Source organism: Mucilaginibacter sp. CSA2-8R (genome assembly GCF_038806765.1).
Taxonomy (GTDB): Bacteria; Bacteroidota; Bacteroidia; order Sphingobacteriales; family Sphingobacteriaceae; genus Mucilaginibacter.
Window position 1 is genome coordinate 1,801,813 of sequence record NZ_CP152389.1, and the last position, 23,020, is coordinate 1,824,832.

Annotated in this window: 11 protein-coding genes, 1 tRNA gene, 2 rRNA genes and 1 pseudogene; 10 read left to right on the forward strand and 5 right to left on the reverse strand. The window is 42.0% G+C overall.

All coding sequences use genetic code 11. The annotated features are described in order from the left end of the window. Positions 1-135: 135 nt before the first annotated feature. The 5 genes and pseudogenes from AAGR14_RS07835 (at position 136) to AAGR14_RS07855 (ending at position 5,238) form a co-directional block, all read left to right on the forward strand. A 23S ribosomal RNA gene (locus AAGR14_RS07835) occupies positions 136-3,020 on the forward strand. A 187-nt stretch (positions 3,021-3,207) separates the two neighbouring features. After that, positions 3,208-3,319 (forward strand): 5S ribosomal RNA (gene rrf / locus AAGR14_RS07840). Positions 3,320-3,551: 232 nt separating this feature from the next. After that, positions 3,552-4,133, forward strand: coding sequence for a CDP-alcohol phosphatidyltransferase family protein (locus tag AAGR14_RS07845; RefSeq protein ID WP_342648031.1), 582 nt, complete (start codon positions 3,552-3,554; stop codon positions 4,131-4,133). Between the two features lie 99 nt (positions 4,134-4,232). Then, positions 4,233-4,960 (forward strand): annotated as a pseudogene (locus AAGR14_RS07850) (gamma-glutamyltransferase). A gap of 17 nt (positions 4,961-4,977) precedes the next feature. After that, positions 4,978-5,238: a hypothetical protein gene (locus AAGR14_RS07855; RefSeq protein WP_342648032.1), complete on the forward strand. Its 261-nt coding sequence runs from the start codon at positions 4,978-4,980 to the stop codon at positions 5,236-5,238. A 91-nt stretch (positions 5,239-5,329) separates the two neighbouring features. Here the strand turns inward: AAGR14_RS07855 and AAGR14_RS07860 are convergent, their stop codons facing one another. From AAGR14_RS07860 to AAGR14_RS07870, 3 genes are read right to left on the reverse strand one after another with little or no spacing between them, the layout of a single operon-like run. After that, the gene (locus AAGR14_RS07860) at positions 5,330-5,656 is read right to left on the reverse strand and encodes a hypothetical protein (RefSeq protein WP_342648033.1); all 327 of its coding nucleotides are present in this window, start codon (positions 5,654-5,656) and stop codon (positions 5,330-5,332) included. A gap of 3 nt (positions 5,657-5,659) precedes the next feature. Beyond that, on the reverse strand, positions 5,660-6,097 hold the full coding sequence (locus AAGR14_RS07865) for a hypothetical protein (RefSeq protein ID WP_342648034.1): 438 nt from the start codon (positions 6,095-6,097) through the stop codon (positions 5,660-5,662). A gap of 26 nt (positions 6,098-6,123) precedes the next feature. Next, positions 6,124-8,346 carry a DUF2723 domain-containing protein gene (locus AAGR14_RS07870; protein ID WP_342648035.1) on the reverse strand — a complete coding sequence of 741 codons (2,223 nt, stop codon included), beginning with the start codon at positions 8,344-8,346 and terminating at the stop codon, positions 6,124-6,126. Positions 8,347-8,744: 398 nt separating this feature from the next. Between AAGR14_RS07870 and AAGR14_RS07875 the strand changes: the two genes are divergently transcribed. Together AAGR14_RS07875 and AAGR14_RS07880 are read left to right on the forward strand one after the other, a co-directional pair. After that, positions 8,745-8,818 (forward strand) — tRNA-Pro (locus AAGR14_RS07875). 549 nt (positions 8,819-9,367) lie between these two features. Next, positions 9,368-11,062: an RICIN domain-containing protein gene (locus AAGR14_RS07880; RefSeq protein WP_342648036.1), complete on the forward strand. Its 1,695-nt coding sequence runs from the start codon at positions 9,368-9,370 to the stop codon at positions 11,060-11,062. Between the two features lie 424 nt (positions 11,063-11,486). Here the strand turns inward: AAGR14_RS07880 and AAGR14_RS07885 are convergent, their stop codons facing one another. Further along, a complete protein-coding gene (locus AAGR14_RS07885) occupies positions 11,487-12,836 on the reverse strand; it encodes a family 43 glycosylhydrolase (protein ID WP_342648037.1) in 1,350 nt (449 codons plus the stop codon). Between the two features lie 436 nt (positions 12,837-13,272). Between AAGR14_RS07885 and AAGR14_RS07890 the strand changes: the two genes are divergently transcribed. The 3 genes from AAGR14_RS07890 (at position 13,273) to AAGR14_RS07900 (ending at position 20,392) form a co-directional block, all read left to right on the forward strand. Beyond that, entirely contained in the window at positions 13,273-15,510 is a 2,238-nt protein-coding gene (locus tag AAGR14_RS07890) for a TonB-dependent receptor (protein WP_342648038.1), read from the forward strand. A 437-nt stretch (positions 15,511-15,947) separates the two neighbouring features. After that, positions 15,948-18,542, forward strand: a complete 2,595-nt coding sequence (locus tag AAGR14_RS07895) for a sugar-binding domain-containing protein (RefSeq protein ID WP_342648039.1) — start codon at positions 15,948-15,950, stop codon at positions 18,540-18,542. A 74-nt stretch (positions 18,543-18,616) separates the two neighbouring features. Further along, entirely contained in the window at positions 18,617-20,392 is a 1,776-nt protein-coding gene (locus AAGR14_RS07900; protein WP_342648040.1) for an SGNH/GDSL hydrolase family protein, read from the forward strand. Positions 20,393-20,634: 242 nt separating this feature from the next. Here the strand turns inward: AAGR14_RS07900 and AAGR14_RS07905 are convergent, their stop codons facing one another. Beyond that, on the reverse strand, positions 20,635-22,899 hold the full coding sequence (locus AAGR14_RS07905; protein WP_342648041.1) for a sugar-binding domain-containing protein: 2,265 nt from the start codon (positions 22,897-22,899) through the stop codon (positions 20,635-20,637). Positions 22,900-23,020 lie beyond the last annotated feature (121 nt).

The following is a 23,020-nucleotide window of genomic DNA, read 5'->3' on the forward strand; positions in this document are numbered from 1 at the left end:
TAAGTATGGAGTAGCAAGTATAAAGTAGCAGTAGCAGGATGCAAGTTTTGATACCTGATACTAATTACCTGATACCCGATACAAATAACGAACGAACATAAAGACATATCATACCGAGCAAAAGCGGTATAGATAGAAGAAAGTAAGAAAGGGCACACGGGGGATGCCTTGGCTCTGGGAGGCGATGAAGGACGTGATAAGCTGCGATAAGCTGCGGGGATTAGCAAATATGAATTGATCCGCAGATTTCCGAATGGGGAAACCTAATCCATTGAAGATGGATTGCATAAATGCGCAAACCTGCTGAACTGAAACATCTAAGTAAGCAGAGGAAGAGAAAACAATAGTGATTTCCTGAGTAGTGGCGAGCGAAAGGGAAACAGCCCAAACCCAATTTGTTACGGCAAGTTGGGGGTTGTAGGACTACGATGTGGTATATTTAACAGAAGCGGAAGGGTATGGGAAGGCCCGCCATAGAGCATGAGAGCTGCGTACGCGTAATAATAAATAACCTAGTAGTATCCTGAGTACTGCGGGGTCGGAGACGCCCTGTAGGAATCTGCCGGCACCATCCGGTAAGGCTAAATACTACCCAGAGACCGATAGTGAACCAGTACCGTGAGGGAAAGGTGAAAAGAACCCCGAACAGGGGAGTGAAATAGAACCTGAAACCGTGTGCTTACAAGCGGTCGGAGCAGACTTGTTCTGTGACGGCGTGCCTTTTGCATAATGAGCCTACGAGTTACTCTTCTCTGGCAAGGTTAAGTGTTTAAGACACGAAGCCGAAGCGAAAGCGAGTCTGAATAGGGCGTGCAGTCAGAGGAGGTAGACGCGAAACCTTGTGATCTACCCATGGACAGGTTGAAGGTGCCGTAACAGGTACTGGAGGACCGAACCGATAAACGTTGAAAAGTTTCCGGATGATTTGTGGGTAGGGGTGAAAGGCTAATCAAACTGGGAAATAGCTCGTACTCCCCGAAATGTTTTTAGGAACAGCGTGGCGGTAAAGTTACACAGAGGTAGAGCTACTGATTGGGTGCGGGGGAGTCAAATCCTACCAAATCCAGACAAACTCCGAATGCTGAGTAATATACGCTGCAGTGAGGCTCTGGGTGCTAAGGTCCAGGGCCGAGAGGGAAAGAACCCAGACCATCAGCTAAGGTCCCCAAATTACTATTAAGTTGAACTAACGAGGTCCGACTGCACAGACAGCTAGGATGTTGGCTTGGAAGCAGCCATTCATTTAAAGAGTGCGTAACAGCTCACTAGTCGAGCGGTCGGGCATGGATAATAAACGGGCATTAAATAGTATACCGAAGCTATGGATTGTATATTTATATACACTGGTAGGGGAGCATTCTACCGTCAGTGAAGCATGACGCGACAAGCGCATGTGGAGATTGTAGAAAAGCAAATGTAGGCATAAGTAACGATAAGGCGGGAGAGAAACCCGCCCACCGAAAGACTAAGGTTTCCTGATCAACGCTAATCGGATCAGGGTTAGTCGGGGCCTAAGGATAATCCGAGTGGAGATTCCGATGGACAACGGGTTAATATTCCCGTACTTTTGATAACTGCGATGCAGTGACGGAGTAGTGACACATCCGCGTTCTGACGGAATAGAACGTTAAAGGCCGTAGGTATAGGTTTGGTAGTAAAGTACGCCAGATTTGCTGAAAGCTGATAGTACACAAAGCCTTCGGGTGGCGTGATAGTGATGGTAATCAGACTTCCAAGAAAACCTGCTAAGCTTCAGGTTATCAAAACCCGTACCGTAAACCGACACAGGTAGTCGAGGAGAGAATCCTAAGGTGCTCGAGTGATTCATGGCTAAGGAACTCGGCAAAATGGCCCTGTAACTTCGGGAGAAGGGGCGCTGTCAGCAATGGCAGCCGCAGTGAAAAGGCCCAGGCGACTGTTTAACAAAAACACATGGCTTTGCAAAATCGAAAGATGACGTATAAGGCCTGACACCTGCCCGGTGCCGGAAGGTTAAGAGGGGATGTTAGTCGCAAGGCGAAGCATTGAATCGAAGCCCCGGTAAACGGCGGCCGTAACTATAACGGTCCTAAGGTAGCGAAATTCCTTGTCGGGTAAGTTCCGACCTGCACGAATGGTGTAACGATCTGGGCGCTGTCTCAGCCATGAGCTCGGTGAAATTGTGGTATCGGTGAAGACGCCGGTTACCCGCAACGGGACGGAAAGACCCCATGCACCTTCACTACAACTTAACATTGATATCGGATACAGGATGTGTAGGATAGGCGGGAGGCAGCGAAGTGGGTTCGCCAGGACTCATGGAGCCAACCTTGAAATACCGCCCTTTCTGTATTTGGTGTCTAACTCTGCACAGCGGAGGACATTGTTTGGCGGGTAGTTTGACTGGGGTGGTCGCCTCCAAAAAGGTAACGGAGGCTTTCAAAGGTAAGCTCAGTACGCTTGGTAACCGTACGTGGAGTGCAATAGCATAAGCTTGCTTGACTGTGAGGCAGACAAGCCGAGCAGGGTCGAAAGACGGATATAGTGATCCGGTGGTTCTGCATGGAAGGGCCATCGCTCAAAGGATAAAAGGTACGCTGGGGATAACAGGCTGATCTCCCCCAAGAGCTCATATCGACGGGGAGGTTTGGCACCTCGATGTCGGCTCGTCACATCCTGGGGCTGGAGAAGGTCCCAAGGGTTCGGCTGTTCGCCGATTAAAGTGGCACGCGAGCTGGGTTCAGAACGTCGCGAGACAGTTCGGTCCCTATCTGTTGTGGGCGTTGGAAGTTTGAGTGGGGCTGACCTTAGTACGAGAGGACCGGGTTGGACAAGCCTCTAGTGAATCTGTTATGGCGCCAGCTGTACTGCAGAGTAGCTACGCTTGGAATAGATAAGCGCTGAAAGCATCTAAGTGCGAAACTAGCCACAAGATGAGACTTCCATTGAGGGTCGTGGTAGACTACCACGTTGATAGGTTACAGGTGTAAAGGTGGTGACATCATAGCCGAGTAATACTAATTGCCCGAAGCTTTCTTCGACAACAGATAATGGTGGTTTAACCCTTTCCGGTTAAACCACCAACCATCAAAACAACAATCACCGTTGTTTTCCCGCAAACAATCACTTCTTTCAATACAATGTCATTGTTGACCTTGGTTCCGTAGTTGAATGGTTAGATAGTTGAAAAACTCCATAACCCAACCACCCAAAGCAACATTAAAATATTCAGGTGCCTATATCGGCGGTGTCCACCTCTTCCCATTCCGAACAGAGAAGTTAAGCCCGCCTGAGCCGATGGTACTGCGGTAACACGTGGGAGAGTAGGTCGGCGCCCAATCCTTTTCGCTTATCAGCCCCTTGTCTTTGGTAGACAAGGGGCTTTGCGTTTTATACGCCCGCGAGGAAAGGGGGGGATGGGTTAATATTCTTCCTGTCTGTAATGTCTTTGGCTAATTAGTTGACACTATTGTTTACTGTTTTAATAGTCTGGCAACATATTTAGGTTTCTCATTTAACTTCTTACCTTATACTACTCAACTCTTTCCCTGGTTACTTGTTACTAGATTTATATGAAAGGTTGGGCTTATTATTTAGTGAACGGGATAACGCTTTGTCGTGTACTTGCTGCTCCGGTTTTGTTTGTCTTAATCTTTACTCATCGTTTCGATATTTTTAGATGGGGGCTCATGCTCAGTTTTGCCACAGATGCTATCGACGGCTATTTGGCTCGCCGTTATCATGTAGTCAGTGTGTTTGGCGCAAAGATGGATTCTATTGGTGATGATTTAACAGTGGCGGCTGGCATCGTTGGGTTGTTAAGCTCTAATCTGCTTTTTTTAATGAACAGGATTGAGTTTGTTATTGTATTGGCCTTATTATATATTGTACAGTTGGGTATGGCTTTTTACAGATATCGCCGCATGACGAATTTTCACACGTATGTTGCTAAAATAGCGGCTGTTTCTCAGGCGGCTTTTCTGCTGTCTTTTTTCTTTTTTACTGGTCCATTATTACCGTTGTTTTATATAACTGTTGCCCTAACTGCTTTAGATTTAGTGGAGGAAATTATTTTGATCTTCGTTCTACCTGTCTATGCCGTAAATGTTAAGGGTTTATACTGGGTACTAAAGCATAGAAGCTTCTATCAGTAAGAACAATTATCTATCTTAATAAGTTATCAATTCTACAAGGTTGGTTTGCTTTGTTCATGTTAGTGTTAAGAAGAACCGCGGCAAGCAAACTATAAAGGCATCGATGTTTATAAACCGCAGCAATGGACACAAGGCCCGGTGGTGCTGCAAGCACTTGATTTCCTAGAAAACTTTGACTTAAAAGGTATGGGATATAATAGCCCGCAATACATACACACGTTGTATCAAGCCATGAATCTATCCTTTGCCGACCGCGATTTTTATTACGGCGCCCCTATGCTAACCCGCAAGAACCGATTAAGGGCCTATTGAGTGAGGCCCATGCAAAACAACGCTCTTTACTAATTAAGCAGGATAAAAATGATCCTCAGATGAGGCCCGGTGATCCGTACCTATTTGAAGGTAAGTCTAACCGTTTCATTCAGTTACTTAAGCAACGTGGCTTTGAAATGCACACCACTAAACGCAATTTTGCTCCTAAGCACTATTTAGGGAGTAACATGCCTAAAGACTTATATCAGGATAGCCTTTGGAGGGGTACTACTTCTATCGAGGCAGCGGACAAAGAGGGTTGGGTTGTATCGGTAACGCCAAGCGGTGGCTGGCTACCGGCCTGCATTGCCGGCAATACAGGCATCGGCATGAGTCAGCGTATGCAGAGCTTTGTGCTGGACTCTGCCTTAAACCCTTTTAACGTAGTGGATCCCGGCAAAAGGCCCCGGGTTACGCTTTCGCCATCCAGGTTTTTGAAGGATGGCAAACCGTTCCTGTCGGCCGCGGTGCAGGGCGGCGACACGCAAGACCAAGATTTGTTACAGTTTTTCTAAATGTTGTGGAGTTCGGGATGACGGTGCAAAAAGCAACACAAGCTGCTAATTTTAATACCAATCAGTTATGGTTATCATTAGGTGGAAGTAAAACGTCCGATCGCGAACCCAAGCCGAGACAAATCCTGTTGAATAGCAATACCAAAGAGGATTTACGTAATGCACTCAAAAAAATGGGTTATGATTTAAGTTATGCCGAACGTACCAGTGGTCCTATCAATGCTATTTATTTTGATTGGGAAACACGGAAGCTTATGGGGCGGTTCCAGCAACCATGATGAAGATTATGGCCGGTTGGTAGCATTAGTCGATTTAACTCAAATAACAGGGCCTACAGATGTACTGCAGGCCCTTGCTGTTCTATAAGGTTTAAGGTTGTTGAATAACGGAGGTAAACTTGCTTCGATATTCTGTTAGATGCTTTTGCACTTGGGCGCTAACCGCCAGTTGTTGGTGCCTGGCAGTCAGCTCAGCCATCTCATTTAACAGCGAAATGCTCACTTGCACATCATACGGATTAATAGTATCGGCATCGGTTTGTAAGCAGTGGTAATTATAGTCCAGCTGGTCTTTAATATAGCGGTCAACACTGCTGAGTATCTTGTTGGCCAGTCGGTACTCTTTTAAGTTACAGGCCGTGTCAGCCAGATAAAATTTTCGAACCGCAACATCTGCATTAGGATAGATATCGGGCATCACCTAGTCGTACTTATGCAGTGTTTTAACAGCCAGGTCAGGGTGGTTTTCGACAGCTAAGTTTCTGCTCAAATTTAAAAAAGTATTGATAATGAATGGATAAAACAAAGAGGTAGACTGTTGGTCCAGCAAACGGGCGTGTTTCATGTTCCCCCATTTAAACTTGTTCATTACATTATCATACATCACCAAAGTATTAATTTGGTTAGCTGGTTGCTGGTCTGCTGTATTTTTTTTAATAGGTAGCAAACGATAGGCAAAACCTTCGTTGTATAAGTAAGGGCGTAAGCCAATAACATTTTCGTTAGGCGCGCCGTTGGTAAAGTAGATAGGGCGTTTCCATTGGTTGTGTACCAGAATATCTATCAACGCCAATTGGTCCTTGGTAATGTAATCATTAGGGTACTGCCACTCCATGGTTTTTGTAATACGATTGCGCATATCGGCAGGTAAAATATTGTTATTGACTACCTCTTTGGCGTTAATGCTGAGCTTAAAATTTTGGTGGGCAGATAATTGCTGGTCGTGCCATTTTCGTAACTCACCTTTGTTTCTTTATTATCCGACGTTATAAATTCAAATAGTTCTTTCAGTTCAACTGAGTCAGGAATTTTAGCATCATGATAAGACAAATAATCCCGAATACCGGCTTTGTACACATCATCATCCATCGTAACCGGCAGCGCGGCAGCTTTATTAATTGGATGTTTCATTTGTTTAATATACCAGTCCATACCCAATAAACTCAAATTCACTAAACGAATATCTGGGCGTATACCTTCCACCTCTTGCGCGTACCACAACGGGTAAGTATCATTATCGCCATAAGTAAATAAAATAGCGTTAGGGGCGCATGAATTTAAATAGTTGCTTGCCATATCATGAGCGGTAAGCTTGGTCGACCGGTCGTGGGCGCTCCATTCCTGTTTAGCCATCAGCACCGGTCCAGCTAATAGGCAAACTATAATAATGGCCGGCGACAGGTAATGCGTTTTTACCTTGGTTTGAGCAAGCCTAACCAAGCCAATCACCCCCAAACCAATCCAAATGGAAAACGCATAAAACGAGCCTACGTAAGAGTAATCGCGTTCGCGTGGTTGTACCGAGGGCTGATTGACATACAGTACGATAGCTATCCCGGTAAAAAAGAACAGTAAGGCAATGATGCCTGCATCCCGTTTATTGCGTTTAAAATGGTAAAACATCCCGCATAAACCAATAATAAGCGGCAACGCATACAACGGGGTGTAAGTATTACTTTGCTTGATGAAAGCGGGGAGATGCTTATTGCCGTCAAACCAGCCCGAAGTCCAGTTACCGTTTAAGTCGGTTGTACTGGTTTGCCCATCCTGATCGTTATATCTACCCACAAAGTTCCACAAAAAGTAGCGCACATACATTTGGTAAACCTGCCAGCTAAATAAGAAGCTTAGGTTGTCTTTAAACGTAGGTGCCTGGCCTTCGCCTAACTGCAGCCACTGTTTATAAAAGCTAATATCGCCGGCCTCATCGCTATAAATGCGTGGCAGCAGCGTATTGTGGTCATAAATAAGGTTTTGTTTTTTGCCTGCCACTTCATATTGTTGCTTGCCTTTACGGTAAATGGTAGCACCATCTTGCTGATCGATGGGGTGAGCGTCAAAATATGGTCCATACACTAATGGCGGTGCGATGTATTGTTCGCGGTTGAGATAGCGCTGTAAAATAAAGGCGTTATCTGGGTGGGTATTGTTTAAGTTAGTTCCGGCATGGGCGCGTATGGGTATCATGGCAAAAGAGCCATATCCAAAATAAATAAATGTGATGCAGATCAGTGCCAGATTTAACACCGGTTTATTTTTACGGATGCTGTAGATAATGCCACCAATCAATATCCCTAACAGCAATAGCAGAAATACCAGTACACCACTGCCAAAGCCCATGTGCAAACTGTTTACAAAGAACAAATCAAAGTAAGCCGCAATTTTTACTGAGTATTGAATAATGCCAAACTGTACAAAGGCCAGCAACGTAATGCCGGTGAGCAAGGCTAATAAGGTCCGTTTGGTATTAATCTGTTTAGACCGCTTGAAACAATATATCAGCGTAAGAGCCGGAATGGTTAACAGATTAAGCAGGTGTATGCCAATAGATAAGCCCATGATGTAAGCAATAAGCACCAGGTAGCGGTCGGCGTCGGGTTGCTCGGCGCGCGCTTCCCATTTAAGCATAGCCCAAAATACTACTGACACGCATAATGTAGCCTGCGCAAACACAATGGTTTCAACAGCCGAAAACCAAAAAGTATCAGTGTAAGCAAACGCCAGTGCACCTACCAGTCCCGAACCCATGATCAGCACCATGTCTTTACCATTGAGTAATTCTGGCTGCTTCACCAAAGCCTTTTTGGCCAGCGCGGTGATAGTCCAGAATAGAAACATCACTGTGGCTGCACTGGCTATAGCCGATGCCATATTGGTAAAGTAAGGCACCCTGGCACGGTTACCCATAGAGAGTAACGAAAAAGCTTTACCAATCATGGCAAATAGGGGATACCCTGGCTGATGCGAAACCTGCAGGCGGTAAGCGCAGGAAATAAATTCGCCGCAGTCCCAAAAGCTTACAGAAGGTTCGAGGGTTAAAATGTAGCTGGTTAAAGCGATGAGAAAACAGAGCCAGCCTAACAGGTTATTAATTTTGTGGTAATGCATAGGATTATAAGTAAAAATGTTACCATAGTACTAATTACCAGCAAGTTCAGTTTAATCTGTCAGACTCGAATTATCATTAACATCTTTTAACATTAGCGCGGTGTTATAAGCTCATTAACTTAGGATGAAAAAAAGAAGAAAATTTAGTGTTTGATTTACAATAGGATAGGATGAAATATAGCCTGTAATACGTTTAATATACTCAAAATAGCAGAATACGATTTGCAATTATTAAAGCAGATGCTATCTTTGCAGCAGATTTAAGGGAAAACACGAATACGTTTCTAAGCTCCTCAAGTCTTCGGTTTCAAAGCATCTAAGATGCAATCGTTCGGAATTGAAAAGATGAAAAAAATATTTGCAAATGGTTTTGAAATTCTTACCTTTGCAAACCCAATCGGGATGTAGCGTAGCCCGGTATCGCGCCACATTTGGGATGTGGAGGCCGCAGGTTCGAATCCTGCCATCCCGACAACAAGCGATACCACAAAGTATTAAAACCCTGTGCATAAAATGCATAGGGTTTTTTGTTTTGATTGAGTTTGTAGATATAGCGTATAAAGCAAAATAGCCATTAAGGCATAGTAAAAGCATTCTATGCATTGGCCCAAATACTTATTGTTAACTTGATTATTAATATTCTCTGTTAACTAACTACTGCTATTTTAAACCAAGTATATTAGTCGTTTAAAAATGTGCACTTTGTTAGAGGGTTTGGTAAAGGGCGCAACTCTTAAATATAAAATGGTTATAAGCACGCTCAGGTAATTACATGCTTTTATATCATCAACTATAGTAAATCATCTAAAATAGCTCCCTTTTTTTTCGGTTCGTATATTCCATTAAAGTGCTTTATTAAGCCATTGTTGCCTGTTTTTTATAAATGCCTGTTGTTAATTTAATGTGATTTCGTTCGGCTGATTCTATAAAAATTAAAAATGCTAAATCGATTTTTAATTAAATGATTGTATTTGTTAAAACTATTATTAAATTCGTTTAAACCAATCAAACTTAATTATTTATGAGAAAGCATTCAGCGCTGCTTATAGCAGCCGCCGGGCTACTGCTTTGCAGTAGCTGCCGCAAAAATCCTATCGGCAACACCGCTCAGGAGCAAGTTCCAGACAAGATTACCCCTAAAGCAACTAACGTTGTTGTAAACAGTTATGGCGCTTACCAAATTACTAATGTGTCGAGCGGTAAGTGTATGGAAGTGAGCGGGGGCTCATTAAACAACGGCGGCGGCGTGGGACAGTGGGACTACCTTGCCGGCGGAACTACAGGAGATGTGAATCCCAATTTTAACAATCAGGTATGGCAACTGATTGATCAGGGCAATGGCTATTATAAAATCATGAATCTTAGAAGCGGCAAATTATTGGGCTCATCATTTCCGGGACCACAATTGTGGCAAAATGTTGATGATGGCTCAGATTTTGAACTTTGGCAACTAACTCAGGTTGGTTTCGGCGCCTATAAGATTATTAATAAAGCCAATAATCTGGCTGCTACTAATTCCGGAGGTGCAACAAATAATGGTGCTCCTATTACCCAGGAAACATTCGCTTCTAACACCACCCAATACTGGGTAATTACACTGGTAAGTGCTGGAGCCTATCGAGATGACGCCGTGGTAAACTTTTTTCATCGCGGTAAAGTAGCTAATACCACTGTAGCGTTTGACGAAGGCACCAGTATACCACTAACCGATGGTAGGGTGCTGTGGTTTACTCAAGATGCTTTTAAATCTGATCAGTTAAACAGCAGCAATATGTTCAATTGCGGATCAATATTCTCGGTAAGTAACTCGGCCCTGATACAGCCAAGCAAGTCGAATTTTAACAGTGCGGCAACGCCAAATATGATCACCAATAATTCTACCAAAGCATTGGAGGTATTTGCTCCGCCAGCCAGCAACGCCTGGAGCTGGCCGTCAGCTGGTATCGAAATTGGCTCGCATGTTTATGTACAAAGTACTGAAGGTGTCTATGGTGGTAATATATTAAATCAATATTTATATGATTTAACAGAAAATAGCGGTACTAATTGGGGAACCGCTCAAAAATTATCGGTACCTGGCATGACTAACCAAAATTTGGCTACCGGCAATCCTTGGATTTCATGGGTGTTGGGTATGGTTAAGCCCGGCGACGGCTATGTTTACGTTTTTGGCGGCTATAATGCCAATTGTGGAAGTTTTTGTTTTAGTACCGATGTGTATGCTGCGCGTTTTCCAGCTAATAACTCTAGTGTAACTAATTGGACCTATTGGAACGGTACCAGCTTTGTAGCCAATATTCCGGTAAGTAGTATGCAAAAAATAGGTAGCGGTTATGCCAATAACGGTTCCGTTTATGTATCATATGTTAATGGTAAATACGTGCTGATGAGTTTGGATAACGGCTTTATTAGCTGCGACGGTAGTCACAACATCTACATGGCGGTATCAGCAAATCCGTTTATTGCCGGCAGTCAAAATACTTTCAGTTCAGCAAAAGCAGTATTTAGCATTCCTGATATGTTTGCCGGGCACATTGCTAAATTTTATACTCCGGCTATTCATCCTGAGTTTAACAACGGGCGCAATGAACTTTTAGTTACTTATTGTTTAAATTATTCGCAGTGCGGTCAGGATGCTTGCCAAAACAACAACGTTGACCCTAATTATTACCAGGTTAAAGGAGTAAGGGTTCCATACTCATTAATAGGCCTATAATAGCAATACAGTTTACTTAATTAATCATTCTGTAGTAAAAGAGGCCGGCACGTAGTGTGCCGGCTTTTTTTTTAGCAACTGTGACTGTTTCTTTAAGCTATACTTGCTCGGCTGATTTATTGACTTCAGCAACTGTGCATTTTAAGTGGTTGTTTTGGCTATATTCCACTAAAAGCAATTTTAATCAAGTTTTCAGCATACTATGTGCTATTAGCTAAATTGAGATGTTCTCTGCGGTATATAGGTATTAAGGCAGAAACTAAAAGGAGAGTATATAAATAAACTATTTTTTTCGAGAAAGACAAGACTCATATTGTCAAGCTACAACGTATGTTTAAAGCTCATTCATTAGCGTTCGTTTAATGAGATGTTACTATGATTTATAAAAACTCAGAAGTAAGATTAAATAAGCATTTTTCAGCCGTTACTGGTAAATATTAAACTCCCAGAGGCCAGCTTGCCTGCCGTTGTTTTGAGCTATTGAAATACGGATGTATCGTGCTTTTACCATCTTTTTGTGTTCAACGGGCCACTCGGTCATCCGGGCATTCTGGCCTGTGGCAAATGGCATCCAGTTTTTTTGGTCTTTTGAGTATTCGATGCGGTAATCATAAGCACCCATGATGTCGTCGAAAATGGGCTCAACGCCTTTGATCGTCGTTGCCTGGCCTAAATCGGCCTGTAAGAAAGCTGCCTGTCCGGCAGGTGCCAGCCACCGGGTGCCAAAGTTGTGGTCGGTGGCGTTATCAGGCACGTAATCCATGTTTTCCATACCCGATGCCTGCACACTAACCGGCTTGATAACCTTGCGTGTATTTTTATGCTTTAAGAAAGTGAGTGGTACCCCGGTAGATGTAGGATTAACTTGTTTAATTAACCCTTGAGCATCAAAATCGAGTTTATCAATGCAAACCTGCCGCTGCCCGTTGCGGTATGGGTAGGTATGTTTTTGGTAAACAATGTAGTACTGACCATTTTTGCAAAACGTAAAATGGTGCCCAGGCCCGCTAACGTGCTTTACGGCATCAGATGTTAAGATGGGACTGTTAACCGCCTGCTCAAACGGCCCGGTAGGTGTGTTGCCAATGGCATATCGTACCTTATAGCTATCGTTAAAGTACACCCCGTCAGAGTACATGAGATAATATTTATGGTTGCGCTTTAACATGTGTGGGCCCTCAAAGTAGCCTTTGGGGGTAACGGCCTGCGGAGCGTCTTTAAACGAGGCCATGTCTTTGTTAAGGACGCCCACAGCGCAAACCGCATCTTTAAAGTCCCAGCCGCTGCCCCAATATAAATAAGCCTGCCCATCGTCATCAATAAAGCAATCGGCATCAATACTGTGTATTTTATCCCAGTACTGGCGATCTTTTATAAAAGCACCGTCGCCTAAAATATTATGAAAAGGGCCTAAAGGGTGATTGGACACACCAGCATATATTTGATGATTAACTGTGGTATACAAATAAAATTGTCCGTTGGTACCTTGCCTCACAGCGGGTGCCCAAACATCAGGCAGGTGCATAGCTGTTGGCCAGTTTAATAAAGTTAGCTTCCAATTTACCATATCTGCCGACCGCCATACCGAGCCTACATTGGCTGCGGTTGCGTAGATATATACCGTATCCTGATAAAACAAGACACACGGATCGGCAAAATCACCGGGCAGAATAGGGTTACCCGAATAACTAACCTGGGCATGAGATTGCGCTTTACACAGGTTTGTAAATAAGGTACTGGCCAGTAGAAAGTAGATAATAAGCTTAAAGGGCATGTAATTAAAAATAGGTGGTTAAATATAGGTAGTCAGGGCTTTAAATGTTTATAATTTGAGTTACACGGTAAATACATCATTAAACTTAGCTAAAGTAATAGAAATTGCTAAATCGTTAAAGTTAAATTTACTTTGTAAGTTATGTATAAGGGTTTTTAGACTTAAGAATAAGATTGATGCTATTCTGCCTTAAGTAGTAATAAACAACAGATAAGCGGTTAATACACGTTTTTATCCAAGAAATTCGCTAAAATATTATTGTCCACAATGTTTTAGTGTAATGCAGATCATTTTACTGGCTTTGTATGTATTGGGAAATTCAAGTTTTCATCTTAGAAATACTCTTTTATAAATTAATCGATTTAGCTTTATTATCTTATGTTAATTTTACCCTGAAAGGTTGATTGTAGTTTTGCTGCTAACAGCATTACACACAATGACCAAGACCTATACCATTAGATTTAAATACTTATCTGATATCAAACGCAATTATACATTTTTGAACAAATTGGTGTTAATTTATTTACTGCTGCTTTTGTGTTTACCTCATTTATTGTTTTCGCAAACTGCTGATAAGCAATTTATTATAAAAGGGCATGTTCGCTCATCCAAAGTTGCTTCAATTAATGGAGCTACAGTAAAAATCAAATCGTCAAACGACGGTGCGTCCACTGATAGTTTAGGTGATTTTAGTTTTAAAACCCGGCTCGTGGGCAAGCATTGGGTTGTATTTTCTTCTGTTGGGTATAAAGCCGATAGTGTGTTGGTTTTTATTAAAGGAGATAGTATAATTTTAAACAGGCAACTTAGCGAATATGGGCACGACATTGCGGCCGTAACGGTTACTTTTCGCCGAAACCGGATTGATGATGTAAAGCGGGAATACGCATTAAATGATTTAGATGCAGTAACCACACCAGGTGCTGTAGCTGATGTAGTTGCCGCACTCCGTACAATGCCAGGCGCGTCTCCAGCCGGTAACGAAACCGGCTTATTTGTACACGGAGGTACCGCAAGAGAAACACAAGCCTTTTTTGACGGTTTGCTGGTTAAAAATCCTTTTGGCAGCCGGTTGCCTGATGTGGCGAGCCGTAGCCGCTTTTCGGCTTTTCTGTTTAAAGAAACAGCTTTTAGCACGGCAGGTTACTCAGTACAGTACGGACAGGCGCTATCATCTGCCTTATCTTTAGAAACTAAGGGGTTAGCTAACAAAACGTCTAACGAATTTTCCATTACATCATTGGGCGGTGGGGCTGCCCATACGCAGCGTTTTAAAAATAGCTCCTTAACTGTTGGTGCCAATTATTACAATTTTACCTTTAATAATAACGCTTTTGGGCATCTTATTCCCTGGGTTAAAGATCCAAGCCAGGTACAAACCTCATTACAATACAAAACGCAAACTTCAAAAACAGGTATGTTAAAAGCTTACGCAGATTACAGCAGTACGCGTTTGTCATTTAACATAATTAATCCTAACACCCTTACTAATGACTTGCTCACCAACACCAACAATAATATTTATATCAACACCAATTATCAGGATTATCTGGGTTCTGCATGGAAGGTATACACCGGCGTTTCCTACAATTACACAGCAGAAAATGGAGAGATCAACCAAACTCCATATAATCAGATTGACAAAGCCTGGCAGGAAAAAATCACATTTTCGCATTACATCAACCATACATCAGTGCTGATGTTTGGAGTTGAGCAATTTCAAAATTCGAGGGCTGAGGGATACGGCACGTATCGTCGCGGATATAATGATGTGCTGTCTGCAGGCTTTTCGGATATTGAATTACCTATCGGCAGAAAGCTTACTTTTAAAGCGGGCGCTCGCTTCGAGTACTCTTCTTACCTGAAAAAAGATAACTTTGCGCCACGCACATCTTTAGCTTGGTATCCAAACGCCAAAAACTCATTCATTTTAAACTGGGGAACCTTTCTTCAAAAACCTGATGATAGCTTTTTATCCCAAACTTCTGCTTTACTGTTCGAAAAGGCTATCAATTATGATCTTGACTACCAGTTAAAAATTGGTGGTAGAAACCTGAGGGTGCAACTGTATTACAAAGACTATAAAAACTTAGTTAAAATAGTAACGCCATTATTCTCGGGCTTTCAGGCCTATGGCCCACCGGTTACTATTAATGAATTTAATAACAGCGGATATGGATATGCAAGAGGCATAGATTTTTTCTGGAGAGATTCACATACCATCAAAGCGGCAGAATTTTATATCGCTTACTCTTATATCGATACAAAAAGAAACTACATTGATTTCAAGACAGAAACACGTCCGGTGTTTGCACCGGCTCATACCGCCAATCTGGTGGGTAAAAAGTTTGTTTTTAAGTATAGGGGACAACTTACGGCTACTTATACATTTAGCTCGGGCAGGCCATACTTCAACCCCAATAATCCGGTATTTTTAGGCGACCGTACAGGTAATAATCAAAACCTGAGCCTCGGGTTTAATTACCTTCCTCACTTTAAAAACAAATTTTCCACATTAAGCTTCTCGGTAACCAACGTTCTGGGCACTAACAATATTTATGGTTATCGTTATTCTTATGATGGCTCACATCGCGAGAGTATATTGCCGCCTAATAAACGAGGTTACATGATCAGTTTCCTGATGAATATTGGTGATGGTTGGTTTAATCATTAATTCAACTTACGCAGACGGTGATGAAAAGCGAGTTCTATTCAGTGCGTTAATGTTTTAATCTTACCTGTTATCTGCATTACACTTTAGCCTATGATTTTGTAACGCAGCCGGCATTTATATCTTATAGGCATCAAATTAATTAGCTGAAATAGCAGTTTAAAGCAACTATCATCTACGCTTTATTCTATTATTTACGACAATCTTTTTATAAGAGAGCCATGCCTGTGGTTTTATTTGCTTGGATGTTTTTGAGCATCTGGCTTAAAGAAAATAAGAACCAAAGTTTAAACGCACGGACATTTATAAAAAATGAAAAATAAATAAATCGATTTAGCTTTTTTGCTTGCAATAGTTTAGCTTTGTTAAGCAATCAGCAACCAATTATGTGTCGGTATTTCGGGGTCTCGCTTTTTTTTGTCGCATTATTATGCTTAAACATGGTTTATTCTCAAAATATTGAGCATTTGAATACATGGAAGCTAATTCCTCAATCATCAGTTCCGGATGGTCCAGCTGCTGTCAGTTCACCAAATTTTAAAACTCAAAAATGGGTTAAGGCTATTGTACCCGGAACCACATTTTATGCTCACGTTTTAGCAGGGAAAGAAAAAGATCCTGATTACGGTGATAACATTTATAAAGTTGATAAATCTAAATACTACCGGCCTTTTTGGTACAGAGCTGAGTTTCCGAAAAGGAAGTTGAGTAAGAGCCAGCGATTGTGGATTAATTTTAATGGCGTCAACAAGATAGCCGAAATTTACATTAACGGGCATCGTTTAGGTCGAATGGCTGGGTTGATGGACCGGGAACGTTATGACGTAACAAGCTACTTGAACAACTCAGGGTCAAACGCTATTGCCGTTTTAGTAACGCCACCTATTTATGATAAAGAAAATCATCATACCCTGGTTAACCACGAAAGCCCTACCTATCTGGCCAGTGCCGGTTGGGATTGGATGCCGGCAGTGCCGGGGATTAACAGCGGTATAACCGGTGATGTAACTCTTACCACTACCGGCCCTGTAAGAGTTGATGATCCCTGGATACAAACAGAATTACCTAATCATCACCTGGCAAACATTGCGGTTAGTGCAGATTTGTTTAACGCTGCTTCAGCACCAATAAAGGGCTTTGTTAAAGTGCTTATTAATCCGGGTAATATTACTATTAAAGGACCTGTTTTAACGCTGCCTGCAAAGGCGGCGCGTAACGTTAGGTTTGATAAAACTCAATTTGGGCAATTGAGTGTAAAACAGCCTAAACTTTGGTGGCCTAATGGTTACGGCAAACAGCCATTATATAGTTGTACCGTAAGTTTCGAAACTGCGGCATCTGTATCTGCAGCAGTCACTAAAAAATTTGGCATCAGAAAGGTAACGGCCGACTCTACAGAATTGAATGGTCCGTGGAAGGTATACGTAAATGATGTACCTGTGTTTCTTAAGGGCGGTAATTGGGGAATGTCTGATTATATGCTTAAAACCCGAGGTAAAGATTATGAAACACGAATACGCTTACACAAAGCAATGAATTATAACATCATTCGAAACTGGACAGGAGAGGTTACTGATGATGAGTTTTATGATTACTGTGATCAGTATGGGCTGATGGTTTGGGATGATTTTTGGCTGCACAATTTTGACTCTGTTGACAGCTTAGATATTTTTAAACGTAATGTAGTACAAAAAGTAAAACGGCTGAGAAATCATCCTTGTATTACTGTATGGTGCGGCGCTAATGAGGGCATACCAGGCGGGCCGGTAAATGGACCGATCAGTCAAAGCATTGTAGCTGCCTTAAAAAATGAAGATGCCAACAGCAGACTCTACTTTCCGCGATCTAACGCAGGAGTAACTGTTCCGCCGTTCTCATTGCGTGGGGGGAGTCACAATTTATCAGGCAGTGGCGTTTGGAACAACCTTGACCCTAAGACTTACTTCACTGATCCGCATGATATGTATTTGTTTTCAAACAATACATACGGTTTGCGAAGCGAACTGGGAACGGCCACTTTTGTAAATATTGAAAGCTTTAAAAAGTTTATGCCCAAGGCGTATTGGGTTGCTCCGACTGCGGAAGATATGAGCAGTACCACCAACATGTGGGCCAGACATTTTTTTTGCAGTAATGGCGATTTAGGAGGTGGCGCCAATCCGGTGCAATACATTACTGACATTAACACCAGGTATGGCAAAGCAGCCTCGCTGGAGGATTTTTGCAAAAAGGCACAGTTAATGAATGTGGAAACCATGAAAGCCATGTATGAGGCCTGGAACGACCATTTATTTAAAGATGCTACTGGTCTTATTATATGGATGAGCCAACCCGCTTACCCAACCATGATTTGGCAAACCTACGATTATTACTTTGACCTTACCGGCTCCTATTTCGCTGCAAAAGCAGCCTGCGAGCCAATACACATTCAATGGAACGCTGCTAATAATTCAGTAAAAGTAATTAACACCATGCCGTATCAGCTCAATAATATGACAGCACAAATGGAAGTTTATAACACTGACGGTACACTGGTCAAAGGCTATACACAGGTAAAAAAGTTAAATGTAACACCGGCCACTGCTCAGGAAGTTTTTGAGGCATTTGATAAGACAGTCAGCTCTGCACCACTCTCTGCCGTACATTTTCTAAAGCTTAAGTTATCGGATGCTAATGGTAAGTTGATGTCCGAAAACTTGTACTGGGTAGGCAATACTTATTTAAATTATCAATCGCTTAATCATTTACCTTCTGTAGCAAACAGACTTGAAGTAAGTAGCCCGCAGATAACAATGGCTGCTAATGGTGTAGATAAAGTGCTGACCTACGCTATAAAAAACACATCGAAACAAACGGCAGCAATAGGTATACGTGCACAACTTAAAAATAAAAACGGCGAACAAATATTGCCTGCCTTATTTACTGACGGTTATTTCTCATTGATGCAAGGGGAGGCTAAGACTTTACAAGTTGAGGTTGATCCGAAATTGCTGGGTAAAGGTTATCATCTTGACTTGAAGGCTTTTAATAATTGAAAATTGAGCTCCTGCTCATTAAAAATAATTTAGCAATTTCTCTATAAACCGATTTTAAACCACTTTAAATAATTATGGAAGTTTACTCCAAAAATAACTACCTGCCTAACTGGTACGAAAATCAAAAAGCAGTTTGTCGCTTTGTACGTATGGTATTTGCTGCTTCGGCTTTAGCTTTAGGCAATCCGGATGTGAGCACTGCACAAACTAACGGGGCATCTTACTTAAATGTATCACCCGTTTGGACAGCCACGCCGGGCATCATGGAATTTTCGATGCCGGGCACACTACAGTACGGCGAGACGAAAGTAACCGGCAGTGCTGCTAATTATACGTTAACGGTAAATCTTAAACCTGGTGCTGATGTAACACGCGTTGTACCTTATATCAAATTATCTGCAGGGGCCACAATTGCCCCTGCAGTAGGGCAGCCGGTTAACATGAGCAAACCTACAGTATTTAAAGTTACACTGCCTACAGGCGAAGTGCAAAACTGGACGGTGAAAACTGTGCACGATAAACCGGTATATACAAATGATGTCTTTAAAGCCGGAGACAGAGTATTGTTTGCAGGTAACAGCATAACTCACGGCGGCCGCTACCATCAATATATCTGGTTGTATTATATGACCAGGTTCCCTAATGCGCGCCTTACCATATTAAATGCCGGTATTGGCGGCGATATTATTGCTAACATCAATAATCGTTTTGAAGAAGACATCCTGACTAAAAATCCTAATATCATCAACTTAACTTTTGGAATGAACGATTCGGGGTATTTTCAATACTTGATGAATGACTCCGCCAAAGTGGCTAATAAGTTGGTGTATCAGTGTGATAGCGCTTTTAAATTAGTTGTAGCTAAGCTTAACAAACGGCCGGAAATTAAAAAAATATTGATGGCTGGTTCACCTTACGATTTAAATACCAAGGCAGTTAAGGAAAATAAATTTGGCCCAAAGCCGGCTACTTTTGAGCGAATTGTTCAATTGCAAATTGAAGCTGCGAAAATCAATCACTGGCCTTTTATAGACATCTATCATCCGATAGACAGGCTAAACAAAGATAATCAAAAAGAGAATCCTGATTTTACGCTCAGTGGTAGTAATGATCGGATACATCCGGAATCTTACGGTCATTTAATTTGGGCATACTTATACCTCCGCAACCAAGGTTTAAAAGGATTAGAAGTGGCCAATTTTACGGTTGATGCATCGAACCTCAAAGTTTTAGCATCTAAAAATTGTACGATAAATCATGTGGGCAACAGCAAAGGTTTGTTGAGCTTTGATTATCTGGCAAATGCTCTTCCTTTCCCTATAGACGAAGAGAAGCACAACGGCGATAAACAACCTGCATCTGCTGCGTTGCAATATGTTCCGTTGATGGATGATATTAACCAGGAAGTGCTTAGAATAAAAAATCTTAAAGGCAAAAACTACGAATTAGTGATTGATGGTAACGCTGTTGGCCGTTTTTCGGCTACCGATTTTTCTAAAGGCATCAATATGGCAAAAATCACGTCAACACCTCAGTACCAGCAGGCAATGAAAATTTTGCGTTTAAATGAAGAGCGCGGATCTACTGAGCGCGAAACACGCGATTATGCCGTACAGGTATATAATTTTGCGCGTGCTAACGGTATAAAAAAAGATCATGATCAGGCGTCTTGGGCTAAGATGCGCGATTTAAAGAAAACCAATGGCTGGATTAACAACGATTTGTATGAGCGTGGAAGTAATCCAAAAACTCAAAAAGAATGGCAGGATAAAATGGAACGCCTAACCAATGAAATTTACAGTAGTAATAAACCTGTAAATCATAAAATTGAAATTAAAAAGGTTGATTGATATTGAATGATAATCAATAAAATTACATCAACGCTATATTCAGATTCAAAAAGTAACCACCATTTACACTGGTAATTAGCAGGCTGGCTCTAATATTGCTTCGAAAAATAAACAACAGACTTCATAACAATCAAACAATTATAGACCCAGCACAATACCTTTGTTACTGGGTTTATGATTGTTTACGAGCTAAAAAAAGACCAGCAGGATTTTCTGCTGGTCTTTTTTTAGCTATGAAATTGTTATTGGTAATCGGCATTAAGGTTAAGCTTCTTTTCGCTTACCAAAACAAGTCCGGCGTCTATAAACTGCCCGCTATTTTTGTTAGTGCAATGTATAGCAATTACGTTGTTGCCATTTTTATTCAATGCTGCTTTGGCAGCGTCGTTAATATGAATATTTTCATAATCAGCTGTCCACCCTTCAATATTAGCTGCTAAAACACCGTTAATGTATATTTGGCAGTCTTCATCATGATGTACTCTAAGTTTTAACTTGTTGATATAGGATGATGATATATGTTTTAACGTGAATGCTTGCCGCATCCAGATGTCAGAGGTGTTCCAGGTGGTACCTATGCGTGCACCAGGCGTGCCTTCCGTTCCGAACCCGCCATTAGCTACACTCCAATTGCCGGCATTAAAGTTTTTAAGCATCCAATCTTTGCCAGGGTTAGTGGTGGTATACTGCCATTGTCTTGGAGCATTTTCGGCCGTGGGTAACATCACATAGGTGTACTCGTTAGCTTGCTGGTTTAAGGCTTTAATATTTGACTGGTGTATCTTGTCAAGGTTAGCTTTAAGCACCCTGTCATAGGTCATGATGCCATTCAATTCAATTTCTACATCCGTAATTTCAGTATAAACGGCTGCGCTCAGCCCTTTGTTATTTCTAAAATTAGCAATCATAGTGGCAAACTTGTCGTATAAGTCAAGGTAATCTTTTTCGGTCTTCATCGTTACGTATTGTGTTAAATCGCGACTGTTCCACACTTTACTGAATGGCTGATACCCAATGCCCCCAAATTCTCCGCAAACATTAGCCTGTGATTTACTGTCTGGAACTACCGGCGGCGGATAGGGGTGTATATCGTATAAATCTCCAACTCCTTCATTCGTCGACCCACTACCTTCATTTACGATACGCGATTTGTCGAGCCCTCTAACCATGGCCACATATTTTTTAGTGTCATGCTGACCTTGGTTTTCATTAAATATCACCCAGGTAATGATGCTCGGTGAGTTATAGTGAGTTTCAATCAGGCGCACTAACTCGTTCGAAAAATTTTCAGCAGCTGGCGCGGGTGTATTAAACGTATACGAATTTATGGAAGGCATGTCTTGCCATACCAGTAGGCCCAGCCTATCGGCCCAGTAATACCAGCGCTGTGGCTCTACTTTAATATGCTTGCGAACCATGTTGAAGCCAAGATTTTTAATCATTTCTAAATCTGAACGTAAAGCGGCATCAGTAGGGGCAGTGTAAATACCTTCGGGCCAAAATCCCTGATCTAATGGACCAAACTGGAATTGTGGTTTATTATTCAAATACATTCGATAATATTTACCATCAAAACCTATTGAGCTTTTGCGCATCCCAAAGTACGTTTCGATAATATCAACTGTTTTCCCTTCGGCATTTTTAAGTGTAACGGTCATATCATATAAAAAAGGATGCTCAGGCGCCCACAGTTTAGGTTGATTGATATTAATTGACGCGGGCGCAGCGGCATCACCCGAGTAGGTGGCAATCGTTTTATTCCCGTCCTTTATTTGAGCCGTATAATAGAGCTGATTGTTTGTATTGGTGTTAACTGAAAGATTTAGTAACGAGTGGTCTATGTCCGGAGTCATTTTTACGTTTACTATATATTGCTTTGGCACCGGCTCAAGCCATATTGTTTGCCAAATACCCGTAGTTGAGGTATACATGATGCCTTGTGGATTTAAGGTTTGCTTACCGCGTGGATAACCACCGCCGTCAGTCGGGTCCCAAACCTTTATAGTAATCACCTGCTCTCCCGGAGTTAATAAGTTCGTTATGTCTATTGTAAACGGATCATATCCGCCCTGGTGTTTGCCGGCCAGCTTATCGTTAATAAAAACTTCGCACTCATAATCTACCGCGCCAAAATGAAGCAGGACTTGCTGATCTTTCCAGTCTGACGGGATATTAAACTTACGGCGATACCAAAGCCGGTCATGATGTTCCATAACTCCCGAAAGCGCAGACTCCACCGGAAATGGCACCAAAATACGTTTTGCTAAATTATATTTAGGGTAAGGTTCATTTTGCCAGGTACCTGGCTTATACTGCCATAGGCCATTTAAGCTTTTCCACTTTGTACGCCTCAACTGCGGGCGCGGATACTCTGGCAAAACATTGCTGGTGTCCACATCTTTAGCAAATCTCGACATCAGTGGCGCTTGCTTAAATTGCCAATTTTGCGCCTTTACCTCAACTAACGGTAAGGCAAGCAGTAATAAACAGATAATTTTTTTGTACATAGCTAATATATTTCAGGAACTTATTAGTTGTGATTAACTCTCTGAACTCATGCTGCTTAGTTTTAGCGAAGTAAGTAGCATGAGTTCAGCAGAGTGGATTTTTAATTGTATGATTTGCGAT